Source organism: Arthrobacter saudimassiliensis, from assembly GCF_059090665.1.
Genome location: NZ_JBNHFX010000002.1, coordinates 276382 through 300710, shown reverse-complemented (window position 1 = coordinate 300710; position 24329 = coordinate 276382). Strand labels below are relative to the sequence as shown.

Sequence of the window (24329 nt, the reverse complement as noted above, 5' to 3'; positions counted from 1 at the left end):
TCGTATCAGGCCCGCGGCTTGGTGCGGGCCGTAGCCGGCACCGACCACGGATCCTCCGGCCAGGGATGCCGGGGGTACCGTCCACGCATCTCCGCCCTGACCTGCCGGTACGGGCCGTTCCAGAAGGACTCCAGGTCATCGGTCACCGCCAGCGGCCGCCGTGCCGGTGAGAGCAGGTGGAACAGCACCGGGACCCGGCCACGCACCAGCCGCGGGGTCCGGGCCCAGCCGAAGCATTCCTGGAGCTTCACCGCGACGACCGGCCGTGCCTGCGGGTCCCCGGGCTCCGGGTAGGCGATCCGTACCCGGGAGCCGCTGGGAACCTGCAGCCGTTCCGGTGCGAGCTCGTCGAAGTCCGCCGCCTGGGGCCACGGCAGCAGGCGGCGCAGTGGTTCAGCCAGGTCCGTGGCCGCCGCCGTCCTGCCCTGCGCCAGGGCCTCCAGCTCCGGGAGCAGCCAGTCCTCCAGGTTCTCCAGCAGGGCGGCGTCGGAGACGTCGGGCCACGGCGCCCCGAGTTCGCGGTGGAGCAGGGCCATCCGGCGGCGCAGGCCCTCGGATGCCTCCGAGAAGCCGATGATGCCCAGGCCGGCCTCGCGCAGCGCCTGGGCGACGGCCGCCCGGCCCTCCTCCCGCGAGGCGCGCACCGGCGTATCGGAGAGGGTGATGGCGCCCAGCCTCCGTATCCTCCGGGCGGTGACCCGTCCGTCGGTAAAGCCCGCGTGAACGTGCTCGGTCACCAGGGTCCGGCCTGCTGCCTCGGCGTCGGCCGGTTCGAGCGGAGCCGCGGCCCGGATCAGCGCGCCGGTACCGGCCGCCGATCTGCCGGCCGCGCGGCTGACCTCGGCCACGGCCAGCCACGGATGTCCGGCGAGCCGGCTGCCGGCCGGCAGGCCCGCACGGGTGCCCGAGGCCAGCAGGTACTGTTCCGGCCCGTCGCCCGGCACCCGGCGGGCGACCCGGTCCGGGAAGGCGAGGGCCACCACCTGCCCCGCAGCGTTGCCCGCTGCCGCCCGCTGTCCCCGGATGGAGCCGACGAGGCCGGACAGTCGGCGCACGTCCCCGCGCCATTTCGCTGCTCCCGGCGCGCTGCCGCGGCGGAGGGCGGCCAGCAGTCCGGCCAGGTCCGCGCCTTCCGGGCGGAGGTCCGAGGACACCATCGCGACCACTTCGGCCGCAGCCGTGGGGCCCACCAGTGCGGCGCCGTCGAGCAGGGCGCGGGCGAGCCGCGGGTCGGCGGGCACCTCCGCCAGCCGGCGGCCCAGCGGGGTTGCCATGCCGGAGCCGTCGACGGCGCCCAGTTCCCGCAGCACGGCCACGGCGTCGGCCATCGCGGCGGCGGGCGGGGCGTCCGGCAGCGCCAGGCCGCGGCCCTCCGGCGTGCCCCAGCAGGCCAGCAGCAGGGCCGCGCCGGCCAGGTCGGCGGCGGCGATCTCCGGCGTCGGATGGGCCGGGGCTGCCGCGTAGGCCGCCTGGTCGTAGCAGCGGATCACGGTCCCCGGCCCCTGCCGGGCGGCACGGCCGGCCCGCTGGTCCGCGGAGGCCCGGGACGCGGATACCGTGACCAGCCCGCTCATCCCCCGCGCCGCGTCCCGGCGCACCTCCCGGGACAGTCCGGAGTCGATGACCAGCCGCACCCCCGGCACCGTCAGCGAGGACTCGGCCAGCGCCGTCGAGACGATGATGCGGGAGGGATCGCCCTCCCCGCGGCCGCCGACCGCGCGGTCCTGGAGGGCGGCGGCGACCTGGCCGTGCAGTTCCAGGACCTCGACGGCGCCGGCGGCCGCGCTGCGCAGCCGGGCGGCGGCGTCGGCCACCTCCCGCGCTCCCGGAAGGAACACCAGGGTGTCAGCGCCCGGCTCGGCGAGGTTCAGCTGTGCATGTCCCGCCGCGGCGGTGGCAGCCACGTGCGCCAGGAACTCCCGCCGCACGCCGCGTTCATCGAGCCGCGGGCCCCGGCCGGGCGCCCATCTGATGTCAAGCGGATGCAGCGCGGCCGGAGTGTCCACCACCGGCACCGCCCCGGGCTCCCCGTCGCCGAGCAGTGCGGCAAAGCGGGCCGCGTCGAGGGTGGCGGACATCGCGGCCAGGGTCAGGTCGGGGCGCAGCTGGCGGACTTCGCCGAGCAGGCCCAGCAGCAGGTCCGTGTCCAGGCCCCGCTCATGGACCTCGTCGAGTACGACGGCCGACGCGCCGGCCAGGCCGGGATCCGCCAGCAGCCGGCGCAGCAGCAGGCCCGGAGTCAGGAATTCGACCAGCGTCTCCGCGCCGGCACGGTGTTCCCCGCGCACGCTGTAGCCGACCCGGCCGCCCACCGCGCTTCCGTCGAGGGCGGCCAGCCGGCGGGCGGCGGAGCGCACGGCCACCCGCCGGGGCTGGGTGACCAGCACCCTGCCGCCGCTGCCCTGGCCGGCGGCGAGGTTCGCCGCCAGCGGCGGAACCAGGGTGGTCTTTCCCGTGCCGGGCGGTGCCTGCACCACGGCGGCCGAACCGGGCGTTCCCAGGGCCCGCGCCAGCTCCGGCAGGGACCGGGCGAAGACCAGTCCGCTGCCGATGCGGGAGAGGTCGAAGGGGCCAGGGACGGAGTCGGGCTGTGGGAACACCCTTCCATTCTGCCCGAGGCCGTACCATCAGCCTGGGCCGGACGGACCGGCGGGCAGGAGGCACCATGGCCGTGCAGAGCGCCGGAATCCTGTTGTACCGGCTGCGGGCCGACGGCCCGGAGTTCTGGCTGGGACACATGGGCGGCCCGTTCTGGGCCCGGAGGCAGGAGCATGCCTGGTCGATTCCCAAGGGCGAGATCCTTCCGGGCGAGGATCCCCTCACGGCGGCCCGGAGGGAGTTCGCCGAGGAGATGGGCCACGCCGCCCCGGAGGCGGACTACGCCGGACTTGGGGCGTTCCGGCAGTCCTCCGGCAAGGTCGTGACCGTGTTCACGGCCGAGGCGGACTTCTCCCCCGCGGCGATTTCCAGCAACACCTTCCAGCTGGAGTGGCCCCGCGGCTCCGGCCGGTTCCGCGAGTACCCGGAAATGGACGACGCCGGCTGGTTCGGGGCGGCGGATGCCCGCCGGCTGCTGGTCAAGGGCCAGCTGCCGGTCCTGGCTGCCCTGCTGCGCCGGCTGGACGGATAGCACCGCGGCCGGGGCCGACGGCGGCGCCCTCAGTGCTGCTGAAGCATTGCCGTCGTGCGGTTCCACAGGGCCAGGTCCAGGGTGCCGCTGCGCGCCTGCCGGTTCGGCCGGGCCGGCCGGCAGCGGGCGAAGTAGCGGCCGGTGGGGTAATCCTCGCCGGGGGTGCCGTCGGCCAGGAATACCAGCGTCCGGGCGCCCTTTTCCGGGGTGCCGAGCAGCCTGCGCAGCGGCGTATGGTAGGCCGCGTGCATGGCCGAGCCGGCCGCCCCGGAGAAGTTGCTCGCAATGACTCCCGGGTGGAAGGCGGTGGAGGTCAGCCCGTGGCTGCGGTACCGCCGGTCCAGCTCGAAGGTGAACATGATCTGTTCCAGCTTGCTGTTCCCGTACGCGCGGCGCGGCTCGTAGTTCCGCTCGGATTCGAGGTCGTCCAGGTCCACGTTGCCGAAAAGCCGGTTGGCCGTGCTCGAGGTGTTGATGACGGTGCCGCGGGATTCAATCAGCCGGTCGGTCAGCAGCCGGGTGAGCAGGAACGGTGCGAGATAGTTCACCTGGAACGTCATCTCATGCCCGTCGGCGCTCACCTGGCGCTCCCGTCCGAAGATCGCCCCGGCGTTGTTGGCGAGCACGTCGATGCTCGGATAGCCGGCCAGCAGGTCCATGGCCAGCGCACGCACCGAGGACAGGTCCGCGAAGTCGGCCAGATGCCAGGGCGCCTCCAGCTGCCCGGCCACCTGCCGTGTCTTCTCCGGGGAACGGCCCACCAGCACCACCCGGTGTCCGCGTCGGCGGAGCTCAGCGGCAGCGGCGGCGCCGATCCCGTCGCTGGCTCCGGTCAGGACGATCGTCTTTGCGGCCATTGACCCACCTCACTGCATTCGACGGCACTTGGCAAGATGCAGGTACGCCCGGCAGGCAGCCGGCAGGTCGGGCTCAGTCCCCGCGGGCCGCCCGCTGCGCCGCCGGCCTGGAGGCGAAGAGGTTCAGCCCAAGCCGGGCGGAGAGGAAACCCGCGGCAAGCTGGCCGCGGACGCTGGTGCCGGCGTCGTCCAGCGGGGCCGAATACGTGGCAAGTCCGCCCTTTCCCGGTGCCACGGTGACGACGCCGCCGGACACCCCGCTCTTGGCCGGCAGCCCGATCTCGAACAGCCAGTCCCCGCTGGCCTCGTACATTCCGGTGGAGGCCAGCACCGCCAGGGTGTCCCGGGCGACTTCCGGGCCCACCACCTCGTCGCCGGTGACCGGGTTCACGCCGCCGGCGGAGAGGGTGGCTCCCATGGCGGACAGGTCCTCAGCCGTAACGAGCAGCGAGCACTGACGGGTGAAGAGGTCGGTGGCGTCGGCTGCGTCGAAATCCATCCGCCCGTGGCTCTCGAGCAGCCTCGCGATTCCGGTGTTGCGCTGGTTGGCCGCCTGTTCCGAGGCCCAGGCGTCTTCGTCCAGCTCCAGCCTCCGGCCGGCGAACCTGCTGAGCCCGTCCCGGATGAAGGCCCACTTCGCCTCGAGGTCCTCGCCGGGCACAAGCGCGGAGGTCGCCAGCGCCCCGGCGTTGACCATCGGGTTCATGGGGTGGCCGCCGTTCAGTTCCAGGGCCATCACCGAGTCGAACGGCAGCCCGGTGTTGTTCACGCCCACGGTGCTGCGGACCGGTTCGTGGCCCAGCTCCCGGCAGGCCAGCGCGAAGACGAAGGCCTTGGAGATGGACTGGATGGTGAAGGTATGGGCCGTGTCTCCGACGCTGTAGACGTCGCCCTCGATGCTGGTCAGGCTGATGCCGAAGAGGCCGGGATCGGCCTCCGCGAGGGACGGGATATGGTCCGCCACCGCGCCGTCGTCGTCCTTGGCGTATCTGCGGTGGGCCTCGCGGAGGAGGCGGCGGATGGTATCGGCGTCGGGCAGGCTTCCCGTGGAGATGGTTTCGGTGGCCTCGTGGTCATCCACTTCGCCCAGCTCGTCGTGGGCCTGTCCTGGGTTATCCGCCACGCCGACCTCCGGGATTGGGAACCTGGTGCCCGAAGTGGGACTCGAACCCACACACCTTTCGATACCGCATTTTGAGTGCGGCGCGTCTGCCAATTCCGCCATTCGGGCGCGTGATGTGGCGCGGATCAAAAAAGGATCGCTGCCGGTCTTACGCAGATCCACTGTACATGGCGATAGGCTGAATGGGAGAAACCGGCGGCAGCGCCGGCCAGTGACGAATCCGCACCTGAGGAGCACCTGTGTCCGAGTCTTCCGAAACCCCCGCCGCCGCGGCGCCGGCCCGCCGCGTCCTCGTCGCCGAGGACGAAACCCTGATCCGCCTCGACATTGTCGAAATCCTCCGCGGCGAGGGCTACGAGGTCGTCGGCGAGGCCGACAACGGTGAGAAGGCCGTGCAGATGGCTGAAGAGCTCAAGCCCGACCTGGTGCTGATGGACGTGAAGATGCCGGTGATGGACGGGATCAGCGCCGCGGAAAAGATCGTCAAGGCCCGCATTGCCCCGGTGGTCCTGCTGACCGCCTTCAGCCAGAAGGAACTGGTGGAGCGTGCCCGCGAGGCCGGGGCCATGGCCTACGTGGTCAAGCCCTTCACGCCGGCGGACCTGACCCCCGCCATCGAGATTGCGCTGTCCCGCCACGAGGAGATCCGTGCACTGGAGCAGGAGGTCGGCGACCTGAAGGAACAGTTCGCCACCCGCAAGCTCGTGGAGCGTGCCAAGTCGCTGCTGACCACCAAGATGGGCCTGACCGAGCCCGAGGCGTTCAGGTGGATCCAGAAGACCTCCATGGACCGGCGCCTGAGCATGCGCGAAGTCGCCGAAACGATCATCAACCAGGTCAACTAGCACCCGCCCCGCTCCTCCGCCGTCGGCGCGGACGCACGAAGAGCCCCGTCCGTAAGGGACGGGGCTCTTCGCGTACCTAACCTGCCTTAGATCGGGCGGGCCTTGGTCTTCTTGGACGGCCAGGGGCCGACCTTTTCCTTGATCTTCTGCTGGCCTTCGAACCGCTGCCCGGCGTCGGCAATGTCGCCGACCTTGTGCACCTTCAGCGAGTTCGTGGAGCCGGCCTGTCCGGGCGGGGACCCGGCGGCGATGACCACCAGGTCATCGAGCTCGACCAGCCCGCCCTCGTAGAGAGTGCGGTCCACCTGGGCGGTCATCTGGTCGGTGTGCTCGGCGAACTCGACCAGCATCGGCTGGATGCCCCAGAACAGCGACATGTAGTTCAGCGTCGACTCCATCGGGGTGAACGCAAACACCGGCTTGACCGGCCGCAGCCGGGCCAGGCGGCGGGCGGAATCGCCGGACTGGGTGAAGGTGCAGATGTACTTCGCGTCGAGCTGGTCTGCGATCTCGACGGCGGCGCGGGTGATCGCTCCGCCGCGGGTGCGGGGTTTGGAGCCCAGCGGGGGCACCCGGTTCAGGCCGTGCTCCTCGGTGGACTCGATGATGCGGGCCATCGTCTTCACGGTTTCGATCGGGTACTTGCCCACGGAGGTCTCGCCGGAGAGCATTACGGCGTCCGCGCCGTCGAGCACCGCGTTGGCGCAGTCCGAGGCCTCGGCCCGGGTCGGCCGCGGGGACTCGATCATCGATTCGAGGACCTGCGTGGCGACGATGACGGGCTTGGCCCAGCGGCGGGCCAGTTCGATGGCCCGCTTCTGGACGAGGGGGACGTCCTCCAGGGGAAGCTCGACCCCGAGGTCGCCGCGGGCCACCATGATGGCGTCGAAGGCGTCGATGATTTCCTCGAGGGCATCCACGGCCTGGGGCTTCTCGATCTTCGCGATGACCGGGATCCGCCGGCCTTCCTCGTCCATCACTTCATGCACGCGGCGGACGTCGACGGCGTTGCGGACGAATGACAGGGCGATCATGTCGACGCCGCGGCGCAGGGCCCAGCGCAGGTCCTCCTCGTCCTTGTCGCTCAGGGCGGGGACGTTGACGGCCACACCGGGCAGGTTGATGCCCTTGTTGTTGGACACCGGACCGGGGACCACCACTTCGGTGACGACCTTGGTGTCGTCGACGGCGGTGGCCCGCAGCGAGACCTTGCCGTCGTCGATCAGCAGCGTGTCCCCCACCTGCACGTCCTGGGGCAGGCCCTTGTGCGTGGTGGATACGATTTCGGCGGTTCCGGGCACATCTTCGACGGTGATGGTGAAGGTGTCGCCGACGTTGAGGAAGTGGGGGCCGTCCTCGAACCGGCCGAGCCGGATCTTCGGGCCCTGCAGGTCGGCGAAGATACCGACTGCCTTGCCGAGTTCCTCGGACGCCCGGCGGACGTTCTCGTAGGTGTTGTTGTGTACGGAATGGTCGCCGTGACTCATGTTCATGCGGGCGACATCGACGCCTGCCCGCAGCACGGCAACCGTGTTCTCGTAACTGGCTATTGCGGGACCGAAAGTGGCAACAATCTTTGCGCGTCTCATAGTCCTCCAGCCTAGTCCGAATCACGCATTTGTGCAGGCTGTCCGGGGCCCCTCCGGGCGTGTCCGCCCGGAGGCACCGCACCGGCGTTCCGGCCCCGGGCAGCGCCGCGCACGGCGGCGCACGCTTATGAGTTCGAGGCCAGCAGCTCCGAGGCGTCAACGGACGCGTCGGGGCCGCGGTCCTCTCCGCCGGGCACCGCCAGCACGCAGTGCGTCTTTCCGTAGACGGTGAACATGCAGCGGTTGCAGTGGATGCACAGGCCGGGCTTCGCCGGGTCCTCGGCCAGGCGCTGGACCAGGTCGGGTTCGCGCAGCAGGGCCCGGCCCATGGCGGCGAACTCGAATCCTTCGGCCATGGCGGTGTCCAGGTGCTCCATTGTGTTGATGCCGCCCAGCAGGATGAGCCGGGCGTGCCTGACCACGGGCCGGAACTGCCGGGCGGCCTCAAGCATGTACAGGTCTCGGTACGGGTATTCGCCCAGGATCTGCCGCCCGAGCACCTTCACGCCGGTCTTGAACGGTTCCTTCATGACCGCGGCCATGCCGTCGACGGGAACGTCGCCGCGGAAGAGGTACATCTGCCGCTTGACGGAGGAGCCCATGGTCAGCTCGATCGCATCGAGGGTGCGGTCCTGGTCCAGCAGCTGGGCGGAGCGCAGGGATTCGTCGAGCCAGATGCTGCCCTTGATCCCGTCGTCCATGCTCATTTTGGCGATGACCGCCACCCGGTCCCCCACCGCATCGCGTACGGCCGAGGCAATTTCGCGGGCGAAGCGGGTGCGGTTTTCGATGCTGCCCCCGTATTCGTCCTTACGCTTATTGATCCAGGGGCTCATGAAGGAACTGGGCAGGTACAGGTGCCCGAAGTGCAGTTCGAGCGCGTCGAAGCCCGAGTCGGCGGCTCTCACGGCGGCGTCGCGGAACTGTCCGACGACGGCGCGCATCTGCTCGCGGGTGATTTCCCGGCAGAGCTGGAAGGATGTGGGGTTGACGAAGCGGCTGGGCGAGAGGGGGGCCTGCCCGGTCACGGCCTTGCTGGCGACGACGCCTGCGTGGCCCAGCTGGGCGGAGATGGCGGCGCCCTCGGCATGGACGGCCGCGGTGAGCCGCTCCAGCCCCGGCTGCGCCTCGCGGGACATGATGATCTGTCCCGGCGCGCTGCGTCCCTCCTGCGCAACGGAGCAGTATGCCACCGTGGTCATGCCCACCCCGCCGCGGGCAAAGTCCACGTGGAAGTCAATCAGGTCCTGTGTGACCAGGCCCTCCGGGGAGCGCCCCTCGGAGGTGGCGGCCTTGATCACCCGGTTGCGGAGCTGGACCGGACCCAGCCGGGCCGGTTCCAGGGCGCTGGGGACGGGCGGGCGGGCGGTAAGCCGGACGTGTTCGGGCATGCGGTGCTCCTACTAGGCTGGACGGAACGGACGCGGCGTCGCTGCCGCCGCCGTTATTCGAAAAACCGGTACCGGGTACAAAATGACACTCGGTACCGGAACTGTAGCCCACGAGGTCCGGAGAGCCCATGCCCGCTGCCGTGTCGTCCGCACATCCCGCTGCGCGCCCGGGCCTCCGGGAGCGCAAACGCGAGCAGGTGCAGGCGCTTCTGCTGGACACGGCGCTGCGCCTGTTCGCCTCCCGCGGCTACTCCGCGGTGACTGTGGAACACATTGTGCAGGAGGCCGGGGTGTCCCGATCGACGTTCTTCCGTTACTTCGACACCAAGGACGCCGTGCTCTTCCACCGCTCTGCTCAGGCCCTGGACGACATGCTGGCGGATTTCAACGCCAGGCGCCGGGCCGGAACCGCACGCCGTAATGCCCTCCGCGAGGCCATCCTGGCCGCGTCCGTCCCGTTTGAAGCGCAGCGGGATTATTTCCGCCTCCTGCATCGGCTGATGGAGCAGGACCGCTCGCTGCGCCTGAGCTACGCCGAGAACAACCGGGCCGTCACGAGCCGGGTGGCCGGCGTGTACCTTGCGGACGCTGCCGATCCCGCGGCCACGCTGGCCGGGCAGGTGGAGGCCGCCGCCCTGTGGAGCGCCTCACTGGTCGCCATGGAAGCCTGGATCAGCAGGGAGGGTGTCGACCTGCACGCCTTGACCCGTGAGGCCTTTGCCGCCCTGGACCGCCCTGCCCGTGAGGCCGGTCCGGCCGATGCGGGCGGCCCCGGCTGATCCTGCGGCGGCAGCGGGGAACGGCACCGCCGGTGTGCCCCCCTCCCGTCCGGAATGGAAAGAGGCGCAGGCTTTCGCCTGCGCCTCTTCCAATGCCCGTACCGCCGCGTTACAGCGGGGCGATGGCCTGATCGGTCGGGGCCACCGGTGCCGGCAGACGGGTGGAGCCCATCAGCCACTTGTCGACGGCGGCCGCGCAGGCCCGGCCCTCGGCGATCGCCCAGACGATGAGCGACTGGCCGCGGCCGGCGTCGCCCGCGGCGAAGACACCGGGGCGGCTGGTCATGTAGTAGCCGTCGCGGACCACGTTGCCGTGCCCGTCGAACTCCGCGCCGACCTGTTCGGCGAGGCCGGCCGGTTCCGGGCCGGTGAAGCCCAGGGACAGGAAGACCAGGTCAGCCGGGATGATGCGCTCGGTGCCGGCCTTGGGCAGGCGGCGCCCGTCGACGAACTCGGTTTCAGCGACCTTGACGCCGGTCAGCACGCCGTTCTCCCCCACAAACTCCACGGTGGAGGCCAGGTAGGTCCGTTCGCCGCCCTCTTCATGGGCGCTGGCGACCTCGAAGAGCGTGGGGTACATCGGCCAGGGCTGGTGCGCGGGCCGTTCCAGCGGCGGCTGCTTGCCGATCGCGAGGGTGGTGACCGACGCGGCCTGCTGCCGGTGCGCGGTGCCCAGGCAGTCGGCGCCGGTGTCGCCGCCGCCGAGGATGACGACGTGCTTGCCTTCGGCGCTGATCTGCCGCTTGACGGTGTCCCCTGCGACGACGCGGTTGGCCTGGACCAGGTAGTCCATGGCGAAGTGCACGCCCTCCAGCTCCCGGCCCGGAATGGGCAGGTCCCGCGGAACGGTCGCGCCGGTGGTGACCACCACGGCGTCGTACCGGCGGCGCAGCTGTTCCCAGCTGATGTCGCGGCCGACCTCGACGCCGGTGCGGAACCGGGTGCCCTCGGCGCGCATCTGCTCCAGCCGGCGGTCCAGGTGAACCTTTTCCATCTTGAAGTCCGGAATGCCGTAGCGCAGCAGCCCGCCGATCCGGTCGTCCCGCTCGTAGACGGCCACGGTGTGCCCGGCCCGGGTGAGCTGCTGGGCGACGGCGAGCCCGGCGGGGCCGGAGCCGACGACGGCGATGGTCTTGTCGGTGAGCCGTTCGGGGATGTGCGGCTCGACCCAGCCCTCGCCGAAGGCCTGGTCGATGATCGAGACCTCCACCTGCTTGATGGTCACCGGCGGCTGGTTGATGCCGAGCACGCAGGAGGCTTCGCAGGGTGCCGGGCAGAGCCGGCCGGTGAACTCGGGGAAGTTGTTCGTGGCGTGGAGCCGTTCAATGGCCTCCTCGCCTTTGTCCCGCCAGGTCAGGTCGTTCCACTCAGGAATCAGGTTGCCCAGCGGGCAGCCCTGGTGGCAGAACGGGATGCCGCAGTCCATGCAGCGCCCGGCCTGGGACTTGAGCACGCCCTTCTCCTGCGCCTCGTAGACTTCCTTGAAGTCCATGATGCGCACGGGAACGGGCCGGCGCGGCTGGGTGACCCGCTCGCGCACCTTCAGGAATCCGCGGGGATCAGCCACCGGTAACCTCCAGAATCTTGGTCCAGGTCTCGCTGCCGTCGGGGTCCAGCCCCGCGTCCGCAGCCGAGGCCCGGGCATCGAGCACCGCCGCGTAGTCCCGCGGCAGCACCTTGGTCAAACGGGAAACCGTGTCCTCGAACCGCTCCAGCAGGTCCGCTGCGAGCCGGGATCCGGTTTCCTCGACATGCTTGATCATCAGGGCACGGACAATCTCCGTGTCCTCGGCATCCAGCGGCTGCAGGAGCAGCTCACCGGATTCCAGGGCCTCCTTGTTGACCCGGACTTCCGGCAGGTCCAGCACGTAGGCCGTGCCGCCGGACATGCCGGCGCCGAAGTTGCGGCCGGTGCGGCCCAGGATCAGGGCCTGGCCGCCGGTCATGTATTCGCATCCGTGGTCGCCGATGCCCTCGACGACGGCGGTGGCCCCGGAGTTGCGCACCAGGAAGCGTTCCCCCACCTGGCCGCTGAGGAACATCTCACCGCTGGTGGCGCCGTAGCCGATGACGTTGCCGGCGATGACGTTCCGGTCCGCTTCGAAGGTGTTGGCGCGGTCCGGGCGCACGATGATCCGTCCCCCGGAGAGGCCCTTGCCCACATAGTCGTTGGAGTCCCCGAACAGCCGCAGGGTGATGCCGGCCGGCAGGAACGCCCCGAGGGACTGCCCGGCCTGTCCGGTGAGGGTGACGTCGATCGTGTCGGTCGCCAGGGCATCGGTGCCGAAGGTCTTCGTCACCACATGGCCGAGCATGGTGCCCACCGACCGGTCGGTGTTGATCACGTCCAGCGCGATCCGCACCGGCGCCCGGCGCTGCAGCGCGTCGGCGCTCATCTCGATGAGCTTTTTGTCGAAGTGCGCATCCAGCTCGTGGTTCTGGCCCACCATGTTGCGCAGCGGCGCGCCGGGGTCCACCTCGTGGCCGCGCAGGATCGGCTCCAGGTCCAGCCCGTCGGCCTTCCAGTGGTCCACGGCGGCCTGCACGTCGAGCATCTCGGAGTGGCCGATGGCCTCCTCCAGGGAGCGGAAGCCCAGCTCGGCGAGGATCTCGCGGACCTCTTCGGCAAGGAATTCGAAGAAGTTGACCACGAACTCCGGCTTGCCGGAGAACCGGGCCCGCAGCTCGGGATTCTGCGTGGCCACGCCCACCGGGCAGGTGTCCAGGTGGCAGACGCGCATCATGATGCAGCCGGAGACCACCAGCGGGGCGGTCGCGAAACCGAACTCCTCGCCGCCGAGCAGGGCGGCGATGACGACGTCGCGGCCGGTCTTCAGCTGCCCGTCCACCTGCACCACCACGCGGTCGCGCAGGCCGTTGAGCATCAGCGTCTGCTGGGTTTCGGCCAGGCCGAGCTCCCACGGCGCGCCGGCGTGCTTCAGCGAGTTCAGCGGCGAGGCGCCGGTGCCGCCGTCGTGCCCGGAGACGAGCACGACGTCGGCCTTGGCCTTGGTCACGCCCGCCGCCACGGTGCCGATGCCGGCTTCGGAGACCAGCTTTACGTGGACCCGGGCGCTCGGGTTGGAGCGCTTGAGGTCGTAGATCAGCTGGGCGAGGTCCTCAATGGAGTAGATGTCGTGGTGCGGCGGCGGGGAGATCAGGCCGACGCCGGGCGTGGAGTGCCGGGTGCGGGCCACCCAGGGGTAGACCTTCTGCGCCATCAGCTGGCCGCCCTCGCCGGGCTTGGCGCCCTGGGCCATCTTGATCTGCAGGTCATCGGCGTTGGTCAGGTACAGGCTGGTCACGCCGAACCGGCCGGAGGCGACCTGCTTGATCGCCGAGCGCCGCTCCGGATCCAGCAGCCGGTCCACGTCCTCGCCGCCCTCGCCGGTGTTGGACTTGGCGCCCAGGCGGTTCATGGCGATGGCCAGCGTCTCGTGTGCCTCCTTGGAGATGGAGCCGTAGCTCATCGCCCCGGTGGAGAAGCGCTTGACGATGCTCTCGACCGGTTCCACCTCCTCCAGCGGCACCGGCGGACGCTGCCCGGTGCGGAAACCGAGCAGGCCGCGCAGCGTCATGAGGTTCTTCGACTGGTCGTCCACGCCGCGGGTGTACGCCTTGAAGATGTCGTAGCGGCGTTCCCGGGTGGCGTGCTGCAGCCGGAAGACCGTCTCGGGGTTGAACAGGTGCGGCGGGCCTTCGCGGCGCCACTGGTACTCACCGCCGTTGTCCAGGGCGCGGTGCGGCTGCTCAAGCCCGTCGGAGGGGTAGGCCTCGGCGTGCCGGGCGGCGGCTTCGGCGGCGATGACCTCGAGTCCGACGCCGCCGAGCTGGGTCTGCGTGCCGTGGAAGAACTCGTCCACCAGTTCCTGGCCGAGGCCGATGGCCTCGAAGGTCTGCGCGCCGCAGTAGGAGGCGACCGTGGAGATGCCCATCTTGGACATGATCTTCAGGACGCCCTTGCCCAGGCCCTTGATCAGGTTGGCAACGGCCTGCTCCCGGGTGACGCCGGGCAGGTCCCCGCTGCGGACGAGCTCCTCGCAGCTTTCCATCGCCAGGTAGGGGTTCACGGCGGAGGCGCCGTAGCCGATCAGGGCGGCGACGTGGTGCACCTCGCGGACGTCGCCGGCTTCGACCAGCAGCGAGATCTTGGTGCGGTTGGCGCTCTTGAGCAGGTGATGGTGCACCGCGGAGAGCAGCAGCAGCGACGGGATCGGCGCCCACTGGGCGTTGGAGTCGCGGTCGGAGAGCACGATGTAGTGCACCCCGCGGTTGACGGCGCCGGAGACCTTCTCGCAGATCTCGGTGATCCGGGCGCGCAGCTCGGATTCGCCGCCCTCGGGGCGGTAGAGGCCCCGTACCTTGAGGCTGAGCTTCTCGCCGTCGTCGCCGCGCAGGTTGACGATCTTGGCCAGTTCGTCGTTGTTGATGACCGGGAACTTCAGCGCGATCTGCCGGCTGCGGACCTGGCCGGAGGCCAGCAGATTGCCGTTGGGCCCGATCGAGGCGCGCATGGACGTAACGAGTTCTTCGCGGATGGCGTCCAGCGGCGGGTTGGTGACCTGGGCGAAGGACTGCACGAAGTAGTCGAAGAGCAGCCGCGGGCGCTGCGAGAGCACGGCGATGGGCGTGTCGGATCCCATGGCGCCCAGCGGTTCGGCGCCGGTGCGGGCCATCGGCCCGAGCAGGATCCGCAGCTCCTCCTGGGTGTAGCCGAAGGTGCGCTGGCGGCGGTTGATGGACGCGGAGCTGTGCAGCACGTGCTCGCGTTCGGGCAGGTCCTCCAGCGAGACCTGGTTCTCCCGGACCCAGTCCGCCCACGGGTTGGCGGCGGCGACCTCGGCCTTGATCTCGTGGTCCTCGATCAGCCGGCCCGCTTCGGTGTCCACCAGGAACATCTTGCCGGGCGAGACGCGGCCCTTGCGGACCACCTTGGCGGGGTCGATGTCGACGACGCCCACCTCGGAGGCCAGGACCACGAGGCCGTCCTCGGTGACCCAGTACCGGGCCGGGCGCAGCCCGTTGCGGTCCAGCACGGCGCCGACCTGCGTGCCGTCGGTGAAGGAGACGGCGGCGGGGCCGTCCCACGGCTCCATCAGCATGGAGTGGTACTGGTAGAACGCCCGGCGGGCCGGATCCATGGAGGCGTGGTTCTCCCACGCTTCGGGGATCATCATCATGATGGCGTGGGCGATGGGCCGCCCGGAGAGCATCAGCAGCTCGGCGACCTCGTCGAAGGACGCGGAGTCGGAGGCCCCTGGGGTGCAGATGGGGAACAGTTCCTCGGGGGTCTCGCCCAGCAGCGGGTGGCTGAGCTGGGACTGCCGGGCCCGCATCCAGTTCCGGTTGCCCTTGACCGTGTTGATCTCCCCGTTGTGCGCAATGGTGCGGAACGGCTGCGCCAGCGGCCAGGACGGGAAGGTGTTGGTGGAGAACCGCGAGTGGACGATGCCCAGGCGGGACTTGAACCGGGGATCGGACAGGTCCGGGAAGAAGGGCTCCAGCTGGGCGGTGGTGACCATGCCCTTGTAGACCATGGTCCTGGAGGACAGGGACGGGAAGTACACGCCGAACTTGTTCTGGCTGCGCTTGCGCACCCGGAAGGCGCGGGCGTCCAGGTCCTCCACCGCGGCGCCGTCGGCCGGGGCCAGGAACACCTGGGCGAAGTGCGGCATGCAGGCGCGGGACATGGGGCCGACCAGGTCGGCGGCCACGGGGACCTCACGCCAGCCGAGCACCTGCAGGTCCTCGGATTCGGCGATGGCTTCGACGCCGGCCCGGGCGGTGGCCTGCTCGGAGGCCTCGGTGGGCAGGAACGCGGTGCCGGCCACGTACCGGCCGGCCGGCGGCAGGTCGAAGCCGACGACGGCGCGGAGGAACTCGTCCGGCACCTGGGTCAGGATGCCGGCGCCGTCGCCGGTCCCTTCGTCGGCGCCCACGGCGCCGCGGTGTTCGAGGTTGCGCAGGGCGGTGAGGGCGGCGTCGACGATATCGTGGCCCGGTGTTCCGCGGAGCGTGGCGATGACGGCGAGCCCGCAGGCGTCCTTCTCGTTTTCGGAGCGGTAGAGCCCGGTATCCGCCGGGTACGCGGCAAAGCGTTCGAACGGTGAAGGCACGGAGCCCCCGGTAGGCAGGGAATCAGTCATGAGAGGTAGGTCCTTCCCCTGGATAAGCACGGGAGGGGACGACGCTGGCCCCGGCGGAGGACGGGGTCCTCCGCGGCGTGTTGATGATTGTACGGTCCGCCGACGGGTCAAGGCCCGGAATTTACGCGGGGCTTTGCCTCAGCTGGCGGTCGCCTGTGCCTGCGCCCGTCCCCTGGTTGTTCGGGGCGGTGCACAGCGGTCGAGCCACGCCGGTGTGGCGGCCATGTCAGGCCGGGAGGTGACCCGGTACTGCTCTCTGGCTGGCCCGGGGGAACCGGGCGCACGGGGAGCCTATGAGTGACGGATCACTTCTCCCCGTTTTTTGTCTCTGCGACATTAGCACGCGGGGTGGCCTGCGTCGCATCTCCGGAGCCTTCCGTTTCGGAAGTGTTATCGGCCGATGACGTGGCGGTTTCCCCGGCGGGGGCGCGCCCCGGCAGGTACGGGGACGGCTCCTGCGCGCCCCGGGCCCGCACCGACAGGACGATGAGCACGGCGACCGAGACCAGGAACAGTCCGGCGCTGGTGAACACGTTCAGCCGTTGTGTGACGCCGAGCAGCGTAATCATTTCGGCCTCGTCGATGCGCAGCAGTTCGATCCAGGTCCGGCCGGCGGTATACACGGCGGCATACAGCCAGAACAGCCGGCCGCCGCGCAGCCGGAACCGCCGGTCCACGAGGAGCAGGAGCCCGACGCCGGCCAGGTTCCACAGCGACTCGTAGAGGAAGGTGGGGTGGAACAGGGTGCCGGGCAGTTCCCCGGCGGGGAAGTTCGGATTGTCTGCGTCAATCTGCAGGCCCCAGGGCAGGTCGGTGGGCCCGCCGAACAGCTCCTGGTTGAACCAGTTGCCCCAGCGCCCGACCGCCTGGGCCAGCAGCAGCCCCGGGGCGGCGGCGTCGGCGAAGGTGGAGAGCTTGATCCCGGCCCGGCGGCAGCCGATCCAGGCGCCCACCGCACCGAGCGCGACGGCGCCCCAGATGCCCAGTCCCCCGCGCCAGACCTGCGGGATCAGCGCCAGGTCGCCGTCGGGCCCGAAGTAGGCATCGGGCGAGGAAATGACGTGGTAGAGCCGCCCGCCGATGATGCCGAAGGGAATGGCCCAGATCGCGATGTCCCAGACGGCGTCGGCCGGCAGCCCGCGTTTCTTCCAGCGGGCGCTGGTCAGCCACAGGCCGAGGGCGATGCCGGCCAGGATGCACAGCGCGTACGCGTGGATGGTCAGGGGGCCCAGCGAGAAGCTGCTGAAGTCGGCCGGGGGGCTGGGGATCGCGGCGGGCACCATCCCGGAGATCAGGGGCATCAGTTGCTCTTTCGTGTTCCTGTGCTCAGGTTGCGGGCAAGGGCGCCCACGGCGTCGGGGCCGCCGTCACGAAGCGCGGCGACAAGCGCCGTACCCACGATAACGCCGTCGGCGTAGGAACCGATCTCCGCCACGTGGCCGGCGTTGGAAACGCCCAGGCCCACGCAGACCCGCTCCGCGCCGGCGTCGCGCGCCGACTGCACGACGCCGCGGGCGGCGTCGGACACTGCGGTCCGGGCGCCGGTGACGCCCATGATGGAGACGGCGTAGACGAAGCCGCGGCTCGCGGCCACGGTGCTCTTCATCCGTTCCGGCGTCGAGGAGGGCGCCACGAGGAACACCCGGTCCAGGCCGTAACGGTCGGAGGCGGCGATCCACTCCTCCGCCTCGTCCGGGATCAGGTCGGGGGTGATCAGCCCGGCACCGCCGGCGTCGGCCAGGCGGCGGGCGAATTCGTCCACGCCCATCCGCATGACCGGGTTCCAGTACGTCATGACCAGGACGGCGGCGTCGGTCTCGGCGGTGATGCCGGCGACGACGTCGAACACCTCGCTGACCCGGAAACCGCCGGCCAGCGCTTCGGTGGTGGCGGCCTGGATGACCGATCCGTCCATGACGGGGTCGGAGTACGGGATGCCGATCTCGATGAGGTCGGCGCCGCCCCGGGCCAGTTCGATGCCTGCGGCGATCGTGGACTGCACGTCCGGGTAGCCGGCGGGAAGGTAGCCGATCAGGGCGGCGCGGCCGTCGGCCAGGGCCCGGTCGATGGCCAGGGCGGATTTGCTCTGCGGTGCGGCCGGGTTCACAGCTGCTCCCCTTCCTTGCCGATCTCGGCCTCGGCCGAGGGCTGGTCCAGCAGGTCGAACCATTCCGCGGCGGTGGCGACGTCCTTGTCACCGCGCCCGGAGAGGTTCACGATGACGATCTTCTCGCCCGGTTCGCCGTCCTCGGCGGCCAGCCGGTGGCCGACCTTGATGGCGCCGGCCAGGGCGTGCGAGGACTCGATCGCGGGAATGATGCCTTCGGTGCGGCACAGCAGCCGGAAGGCCTCCATGGCCTCGGCGTCGGTGATCGGCTCGTAGGCGACCCGGCCGATGTCGGCGAGATACGAGTGCTCCGGACCGACGCCGGGGTAGTCCAGGCCGGCGGAGATGGAGTGCGACTCCACGGTCTGCCCGTCCTCGTCCTGCATCAGGTAGGAGCGGGCACCATGCAGCACACCGGGCCGGCCGAGGGTGATGGTGGCGGCGTGGCGGCCGGTTTCGACGCCGTCGCCGCCGGCCTCGAAGCCGAAGATCCGCACCGAGGGGTCATCCAGGAAGCCGTGGAAGATGCCGATGGCGTTGGAGCCGCCGCCGATGCAGGCGCACACGGCGTCGGGCAGCCGGCCGGCCTGCTCCAGGATCTGGGCGCGGGCCTCCTCGCCGATCACTTCGTGGAAATAGCGGACCAGGGCCGGGAACGGATGCGCCCCGGCGGCGGTGCCCAGCAGGTAGTGGGTGGAGTCGACGTTGGCGACCCAGTCCCGCAGGGCCTCGTTGATGGCGTCCTTGAGCGTCTTCGAGCCGTTTTCCACCGGAATCACGGTGGCGCCGAGCAGCTCCATGCGGGCCACGTTCAGCGCCTGCCGGCGGCAGTCCTCGGCACCCATGTAGACGACGCACTCCATGCCCAGCAGGGCCGCGGCGGTGGCGCTGGCGACGCCGTGCTGGCCGGCGCCGGTTTCGGCGATCAGCCGGGTCTTGCCCATCCGCTGCGCCAGCAGCGCCTGCCCGAGCACGTTGTTGATCTTGTGCGAGCCGGTGTGGTTCAGGTCCTCGCGCTTGAGGAAGATCCGCACTCCCCCGGCGTGCTCGGAGAACCGCTTGGCTTCGGTCAGCAGCGACGGGCGTCCGGAGTAGTTCCGGTTCAGTTCCTTCACCCGTGCGGTGAACTCCGGGTCGGACTTCGCCTTTTCGAAGGTGTCGGTGAGCTCGTCGAGCGCGGCGATCAGCGACTCGGGCATCCACCGCCCGCCGAAGCTGCCGAAGTAGGGGCCGGGGGCGTGGCGCAGCGACCCTTCCCGGCCCAGGAAGGCCGCGACGGCCTCCTCGTTCATCGCATCTGCTGCGGCGTCCGGCTCGGCGGCGGTGCTGCCGGCGGGCTCCGGGTTCCCGGTCATTGTGGGCTTCCTGTCCTGCTAGGGCCCGGTGCTCCGGGCGGTGTCAAGGCGCGGCGGTCAGCGTGCCGCGGCGGGGCGGTCAGCGATGGCGTCGCGGCCGGCCCGGGTGAAGGCGTTGATGGTGCCCAACGGGTCGTTGTGCCGTACGAGGGCCTCGCCGACGAGCACGGCGTTGGCGCCCTCCCGGGCGTACTGCGCGACGTCGGCCGCATCGCGGACACCGGATTCGGCGACCAGCAGCGGGCCGGCGGGGATCTGCCCGGCCAGCCGCGCGAAGACCGAACGGTCGACGTCGAGGGTCTTGAGGTTGCGGACGTTGACGCCGATGATGCGGGCGTCCACGGCCAGGGCGCGCTCCACTTCCTCAGGGGTGTGGGTCTCGACCAGGGCGTTCATGCCCAGCTCGTGGGTGAGCTCGAGGAAGCCGCGCAGCCGGGCGTCGTCGAGCGCGGCAACGATCAGCAGCACCAGGTCGGCGCCGTGGGCGCGGGCCTCGTGGATCTGGTACTCGTCGACGGTGAAGTCCTTGCGCAGCAGCGGCACGTCCACGGCGGCGCGGACGGCGTCGAAGTCCGCCAGCGACCCGCCGAAACGCCGGGCTTCGGTGAGGACGCTGATTACGGCGGCGCCGCCGTCGGCGTAGCGGGAGGCCAGGGCCGCCGGATCGGCGATCTCGGCCAGGGCCCCCTTGGAGGGGCTGCTGCGCTTGACCTCGGCGATGACCTTCAGCTCCGCGCGGGCCGGATCCGTGCCGCCCAGCGCAGCCCAGGCGTCCCGCGGGGCGGGCGCCTGGGCTGCCTGTGCACGCAGGTCCGCGAGCGAAACCTCTCGGCGCCGGGACTCCATGTCCTCGCGGACGCCGACGATGATGTCGTCGAGGACGCTCACTTAGTGGCCGGAGTTCTTCAGCTTCGAACCGTTGACGCCGTAGCCGGCCTTCTTCATGATCCAGCCGACGATGAGGCCGGCGCCCATGACGGCCAGGCCGATCACGAACCACAGGACGCTGGCGATGATGTAGCCCACGCTGGAGATGCCGGCGCCGACGATCATGATCAGGACGCAGGTCCACGCGGCCGGGGTGTTGCCGTGGCCGATGGTCTCATCGTGGATGGAAGCGTGGGTGTTCGGCTCCCCGCTGTTGGCAGCCTTGTCGTTGCTGGCTTCCAGGTGGCGTTCGGTGGCGTTTGCGCCCATGGTGTTTCTCTCCCTCAAAAAACGGACTGTTCCCATTCTGCCATTAGCTGCCCGTTTCCCGGTCACATGTGTCGGACCGGGTGAGCCGCGGCGGCGGGACGATCAGCGGCCGGTGGGGTCCTCGCCGCGGCTGAGCCGGTCCCAGCTGTCGATGTCGTCGATCGGCTCGCCGTCGGTGTTCGCGGCGGCGGTGCTGTAGCGGCGCGAGGTCTTCCAGCCGCGCCCGGCCACGGCCAGCCAGACGGCGGACAGGAGGATCAGCACGCCGGCGGCCAACGCGAGCCACGGCATGACGGTCATGTGCACCTCGATGCCGGCACCGCCGCTGACCCCGGTGGCTTCGCCGATCGCGCCGGCGGCGCCCTGGGCGGGGTCCCGGATGATGACCCAGCTGGCGACGACGACGCCGGCGCCGGCAAGCAGCAGGACCACGGCAATGACGGCGCGGGCGATCCGTCCGGCGATCGACGCCGCGAGGGCGGCCGCCAGGGCCACCAGGGCGAAGGCGGTGACGGACGTCGCGGCGTCGGACCCGGGCACGGCGACCTGCGGGGTCTGCACCGCGGCCTCCGGCAGGGTGACGTCCAGCCAGGTGCGGGTGGTGGTGGCGAATGCCAGGACGGCGGCGGCCACGGCGCCGAGGACCACGGTGCCCTTGCGCTGCCAGGCCTTCACAGGGGTGCTCATCGGAGGGCCTCCTCGGGTGTTGCAGTGGTCGGCAGCGGCGCGTCGGCCGGTGCCGGGGCCGCTGCCGGGTCCGCGGCCGGGACGGCTGCGGGGTCTGCCGGGTCGGCGACGGCGTGCAGCCCGGCGGCGATCAGCGCCGCGCGCAGCGGCGCCGCGGCCTTGTTGACGGTTTCCTGCGCCTCGGCGTCGAGGTCGGAGTCGTTGACGATGCCGCCGCCGGCCTGCACGTAGGCCCGGCCGCCGCGCAGCAGCGCGGAGCGGATGGCGATGGCCATGTCCATGTCGCCGGCGAAGTCGAGATAGCCGACCACGCCGCCGTAGATGCCGCGGCGGTGCGGTTCCAGCTCATCGAGCAGCCGCAGGGCCCGGGGCTTCGGGGCCCCCGAGAGGGTGCCGGCGGGGAACGTGGCAGCCAGCACGTCGTAGGCGGCCGAGGCGGGCGAGAGTTCCCCGATCACGGTGGAGACCAGGTGCATGATGTGGCTGAAACGCTCCACCTCCATGAACTGGGTGACGTCCACGCTGCCGGGCCGGCAGACCTTGGAGAGGTCGTTGCGGGCCAGGTCCACCAGCATCAGGTGCTCGGCGCGTTCCTTCTCATCGGCGAGCAGGTCCTCGGCGAGGGTACGGTCCTCCTCGAGGGTCTTCCCGCGCGGCCGGCTGCCGGCGATGGGATGGGTGATGACCTCCCGCCCGGTCACCGTCACCAGGGCCTCCGGGGAGGACCCGACGATGGCGAACGGCTCCCCCGCGGCGTCGGTGAAGTTGAACAGGTACATGTAGGGGCTGGGGTTGGTGGTGCGCAGCACCCGGTAGACGTCCAGCGGATCCGCGGCGCACTCGGCCTCGAAGCGGCGCGAGACGACGACCTGGAACACTTCGCCGTCCACGATCGCTTCCTTGGCGCGTTCGACGGCGCGCAGGTACTCGGGACGCGGCCAGCGTTCCTGGACGCGGGACAGGTCAGGGGCGGCCCGGCCGCCGTCGAGCACGGACACCGGCTGCGGGGTGGGCGCGGCGAGCCGGGCGCGCATGTCCTGCAGGCGGGCGACGGCGTCGCGCCAGGCCTCGTCCACGCGCTCGTCGGTGCCGTCGAAGTTGATGGCGTTGGCGACGAGGGTGACGGTGCCGTCGCTGTTGTCATGGATGGCCATGTCGGTGACCAGGTTCATGGCCAGCTCGGGCAGGCCCAGGTCGTCGGCGGGCGGGGAGGTGAGCCGCTCCCAGTGGCGGACGCTGTCCCAGCCGATGAAGCCGACCAGCCCGGACGTGAACGGCGGCAGTCCCTCGAAGCGTTCGGTGCGCAGCAGCTTCACGGTGTCCCGCAGCGCGTCCACGGGGCTGCCTCCCTGCGGCACTCCGGCGGGCGGTTCGCCGAGCCAGTGCGCCTCGCCGTCGCGGGTGGTGAGGGTGGCCCGGGAACGGGCGCCGATGAAGGAGTAGCGGGACCAGACGCCGCCGGACGCGGCGGACTCCATCAGGAACGTGCCGGGGGCACCGCCGCCGAGCTTGCGGTAGATGCCGATGGGCGTGTCGGCGTCGGCCAGCAGCACCAGCCGCACCGGGACCACACGGTGGTCGGCGGCCAGGGAGCGGAACTCCTCGAGGCCGGGGGTAATCGTTCCTAGGTCCTGCATGCTGCTCTCTTCGTCAAAGGGTCTGGGCGGGCGGCGGGGCAGCCGCCGGTGGCGGGAAGGTCAGCCGGCGACGGCGGGCAGGTCGCGGCCTTCGAAGCAGGTCCGGGTGCCGGTGTGGCAGGCGGCCCCGACCTGGTCCACGCGGACCAGCAGGGCGTCTCCGTCGCAGTCGAGGGCGACCGACTTGACCCGCTGGATGTGGCCGGAGGTGTCGCCCTTGCGCCAGTACTCCCGGCGGGAGCGGGACCAGAAGGTCACCCGGCCGGTGCTGAGGGTACGGTGCAGGGCCTCATCGTCCATCCAGCCGAGCATGAGCACCTCGTTGGTGTCGTACTGCTGGATGACGGCGGCCACCAGGCCGGCGTCGTCGCGCTTGAGGGCGGCGGCGATAGCCGGATCGAGGCCGGGCACGGCGGGGGAAACGGGGGCGGGGGTTTCGGAAGGCATCGATACCGATTCTAGTGTCATCCGCCGCCTCGGCGGTCGGTGTGTCCGGGATGCGTCCGCACGGCTCCCGGCCGCCGCGGAGCCGTGCGGGCGGGGCTGCCGGGAGAAGCACGCCGTTTGGCGGCCGCAGCGGGCGCGTTCAGGAGCTAAAGCACGGGAAGCATGCTAGTTTCACATTGATGCACTTCGTACAACCCTCCCGTGAAGTCCTGGCCGAGACCCTTCTCGCGGCCGGGCCCGAAGCGCCGACCCTTTGCGAGGGGTGGCGCACCAAGGAGCTGGCTGCGCATCTGTATCTGCGTGAGCATCGCCCGGCCGCTGCCGCGGGCATTGTCTTCAAGCCGCTGGCCAAGCGCGCGGAGAAGGCCGTCCGGGACCTGGCCGAGCGCTCAGCCGAGCCGAAGGCGTATGAGAAGCTGGTCCGCAGCTTCCGCTCAGGTCCGCCGGCCCTGTCCCCCATGAACCTGAAGTCCGTGGACAACAGCGCCAACCTGACCGAGTACTTCGTGCACACCGAAGACGTCCGGCGCGCCGGTGACCGGTGGGCGCCGCGGTCCCTGGACCCGGCCTACGCCGACGCCCTCTGGGGTGACCTGATCCGCCGCGCGGCACTGCTCTACCGCGGCGTCGACCTCGGCATTGTTCTCGTCCGTCCTGACGGTCCGCGGCACGTGGCCAAGCGGGCCGCCGTGTCGGTGGCCATCGTCGGTGACCCGGGCGAGCTGCTGCTGCACGCGCACGGCCGGACGAAGCAGTCGCTGGTCATGTTCGAAGGCCAGCCCGACGCGATCGCCCTGCTGCAGAGCGCCGACATCGGCATTTAGCCGCCCCGCCCCACAGTGCCAAGCGCCCGCCGACGGCATGTCGGCGGGCGTTCGGCGTTCGTGCCGCGTTGTGCGGTTTAAGGCCGGGTGCAGGTGGTCCGCCCGGATTCCCTCCAGTTCCCCGCGATCACCTCCGCTTTGCATCATTCCCCTCCACTTTGGGCAGCTCCTCCGGTTGCAGGCGGAGGAAACGCGCGAACCGGAGAGACGCAACC

The 24329-nt window shown here is 70.8% G+C and carries 19 protein-coding genes and 1 tRNA gene; 4 read left to right on the top strand and 16 right to left on the bottom strand.

From position 1 onward, the window contains the following. Positions 1-5: 5 nt before the first annotated feature. Positions 6-2600, bottom strand: coding sequence for an ATP-dependent helicase HrpB (gene hrpB, locus AC5RV6_RS08605; RefSeq protein ID WP_494006893.1), 2595 nt, complete (start codon positions 2598-2600; stop codon positions 6-8). A 65-nt stretch (positions 2601-2665) separates the two neighbouring features. On the opposite strand from hrpB, the gene AC5RV6_RS08600 reads away from it, so the two are divergent. Continuing rightward, complete coding sequence (locus tag AC5RV6_RS08600) at positions 2666-3130, top strand: NUDIX hydrolase (RefSeq protein ID WP_494006892.1); 465 nt, start codon at positions 2666-2668, stop codon at positions 3128-3130. Between the two features lie 29 nt (positions 3131-3159). On the opposite strand, the gene AC5RV6_RS08595 is transcribed toward AC5RV6_RS08600, so the two are convergent. The 3 genes from AC5RV6_RS08595 to AC5RV6_RS08585 all read right to left on the bottom strand — a co-directional run bounded on the left by AC5RV6_RS08595 (position 3160) and on the right by AC5RV6_RS08585 (position 5218). Then, the gene (locus AC5RV6_RS08595) at positions 3160-3987 is read right to left on the bottom strand and encodes an SDR family NAD(P)-dependent oxidoreductase (protein ID WP_494006891.1); all 828 of its coding nucleotides are present in this window, start codon (positions 3985-3987) and stop codon (positions 3160-3162) included. A 73-nt stretch (positions 3988-4060) separates the two neighbouring features. Continuing rightward, a complete protein-coding gene (gene glsA, locus AC5RV6_RS08590) occupies positions 4061-5110 on the bottom strand; it encodes a glutaminase A (RefSeq protein ID WP_494006890.1) in 1050 nt (349 codons plus the stop codon). Positions 5111-5133: 23 nt separating this feature from the next. Further along, positions 5134-5218: transfer RNA gene (locus tag AC5RV6_RS08585), tRNA-Leu, on the bottom strand. A 131-nt stretch (positions 5219-5349) separates the two neighbouring features. Between AC5RV6_RS08585 and AC5RV6_RS08580 the strand changes: the two genes are divergently transcribed. Next, the gene (locus AC5RV6_RS08580) at positions 5350-5955 is read left to right on the top strand and encodes an ANTAR domain-containing response regulator (protein ID WP_494006889.1); all 606 of its coding nucleotides are present in this window, start codon (positions 5350-5352) and stop codon (positions 5953-5955) included. An 86-nt stretch (positions 5956-6041) separates the two neighbouring features. Here AC5RV6_RS08580 and pyk read toward each other — a convergent pair whose 3' ends face one another. Both pyk and AC5RV6_RS08570 read right to left on the bottom strand, forming a co-directional pair. Further along, positions 6042-7544 (bottom strand): pyruvate kinase, encoded by a 1503-nt coding sequence (gene pyk / locus AC5RV6_RS08575; protein ID WP_494006888.1) that lies wholly within the window; start codon positions 7542-7544, stop codon positions 6042-6044. Positions 7545-7669: 125 nt separating this feature from the next. Continuing rightward, positions 7670-8935: an NADH:flavin oxidoreductase gene (locus tag AC5RV6_RS08570; protein ID WP_494006887.1), complete on the bottom strand. Its 1266-nt coding sequence runs from the start codon at positions 8933-8935 to the stop codon at positions 7670-7672. A 128-nt stretch (positions 8936-9063) separates the two neighbouring features. Here AC5RV6_RS08570 and AC5RV6_RS08565 point away from each other — a divergent pair, with 128 nt between their 5' ends. Continuing rightward, positions 9064-9714 carry a TetR family transcriptional regulator gene (locus AC5RV6_RS08565; protein WP_494006886.1) on the top strand — a complete coding sequence of 217 codons (651 nt, stop codon included), beginning with the start codon at positions 9064-9066 and terminating at the stop codon, positions 9712-9714. A gap of 109 nt (positions 9715-9823) precedes the next feature. Here the strand turns inward: AC5RV6_RS08565 and AC5RV6_RS08560 are convergent, their stop codons facing one another. The 10 genes from AC5RV6_RS08560 to hisI form a co-directional block, all read right to left on the bottom strand. Next, positions 9824-11281, bottom strand: coding sequence for a glutamate synthase subunit beta (locus AC5RV6_RS08560; RefSeq protein ID WP_494006885.1), 1458 nt, complete (start codon positions 11279-11281; stop codon positions 9824-9826). After that, on the bottom strand, positions 11274-15860 hold the full coding sequence (gene gltB / locus AC5RV6_RS08555; protein WP_494006884.1) for a glutamate synthase large subunit: 4587 nt from the start codon (positions 15858-15860) through the stop codon (positions 11274-11276). The genes AC5RV6_RS08560 and gltB overlap by 8 nt, the downstream gene beginning before the upstream one ends. A 305-nt stretch (positions 15861-16165) precedes the next feature. After that, a complete protein-coding gene (lgt, locus tag AC5RV6_RS08550; RefSeq protein ID WP_494006883.1) occupies positions 16166-17161 on the bottom strand; it encodes a prolipoprotein diacylglyceryl transferase in 996 nt (331 codons plus the stop codon). After that, complete coding sequence (gene trpA, locus AC5RV6_RS08545) at positions 17161-17967, bottom strand: tryptophan synthase subunit alpha (protein WP_494006882.1); 807 nt, start codon at positions 17965-17967, stop codon at positions 17161-17163. The genes lgt and trpA overlap by 1 nt, the downstream gene beginning before the upstream one ends. Beyond that, positions 17964-19259, bottom strand: coding sequence for a tryptophan synthase subunit beta (gene trpB, locus AC5RV6_RS08540; protein ID WP_494007381.1), 1296 nt, complete (start codon positions 19257-19259; stop codon positions 17964-17966). Before trpB ends, trpA begins: the two co-directional genes overlap by 4 nt. Positions 19260-19379: 120 nt before the next feature. After that, the gene (trpC, locus tag AC5RV6_RS08535) at positions 19380-20210 is read right to left on the bottom strand and encodes an indole-3-glycerol phosphate synthase TrpC (protein WP_494006881.1); all 831 of its coding nucleotides are present in this window, start codon (positions 20208-20210) and stop codon (positions 19380-19382) included. Beyond that, entirely contained in the window at positions 20211-20519 is a 309-nt protein-coding gene (locus tag AC5RV6_RS08530; protein WP_494006880.1) for an HGxxPAAW family protein, read from the bottom strand. A gap of 102 nt (positions 20520-20621) precedes the next feature. Further along, entirely contained in the window at positions 20622-21206 is a 585-nt protein-coding gene (locus AC5RV6_RS08525; RefSeq protein WP_494006879.1) for a Trp biosynthesis-associated membrane protein, read from the bottom strand. After that, positions 21203-22843, bottom strand: coding sequence for an anthranilate synthase component I (locus AC5RV6_RS08520; protein ID WP_494006878.1), 1641 nt, complete (start codon positions 22841-22843; stop codon positions 21203-21205). The genes AC5RV6_RS08525 and AC5RV6_RS08520 overlap by 4 nt, the downstream gene beginning before the upstream one ends. Before the next feature lie 60 nt (positions 22844-22903). Beyond that, positions 22904-23290 carry a phosphoribosyl-AMP cyclohydrolase gene (gene hisI, locus AC5RV6_RS08515; protein ID WP_494006877.1) on the bottom strand — a complete coding sequence of 129 codons (387 nt, stop codon included), beginning with the start codon at positions 23288-23290 and terminating at the stop codon, positions 22904-22906. A 179-nt stretch (positions 23291-23469) separates the two neighbouring features. Here hisI and AC5RV6_RS08510 point away from each other — a divergent pair, with 179 nt between their 5' ends. Further along, positions 23470-24114: a TIGR03085 family metal-binding protein gene (locus tag AC5RV6_RS08510; protein WP_494006876.1), complete on the top strand. Its 645-nt coding sequence runs from the start codon at positions 23470-23472 to the stop codon at positions 24112-24114. Positions 24115-24329 lie beyond the last annotated feature (215 nt).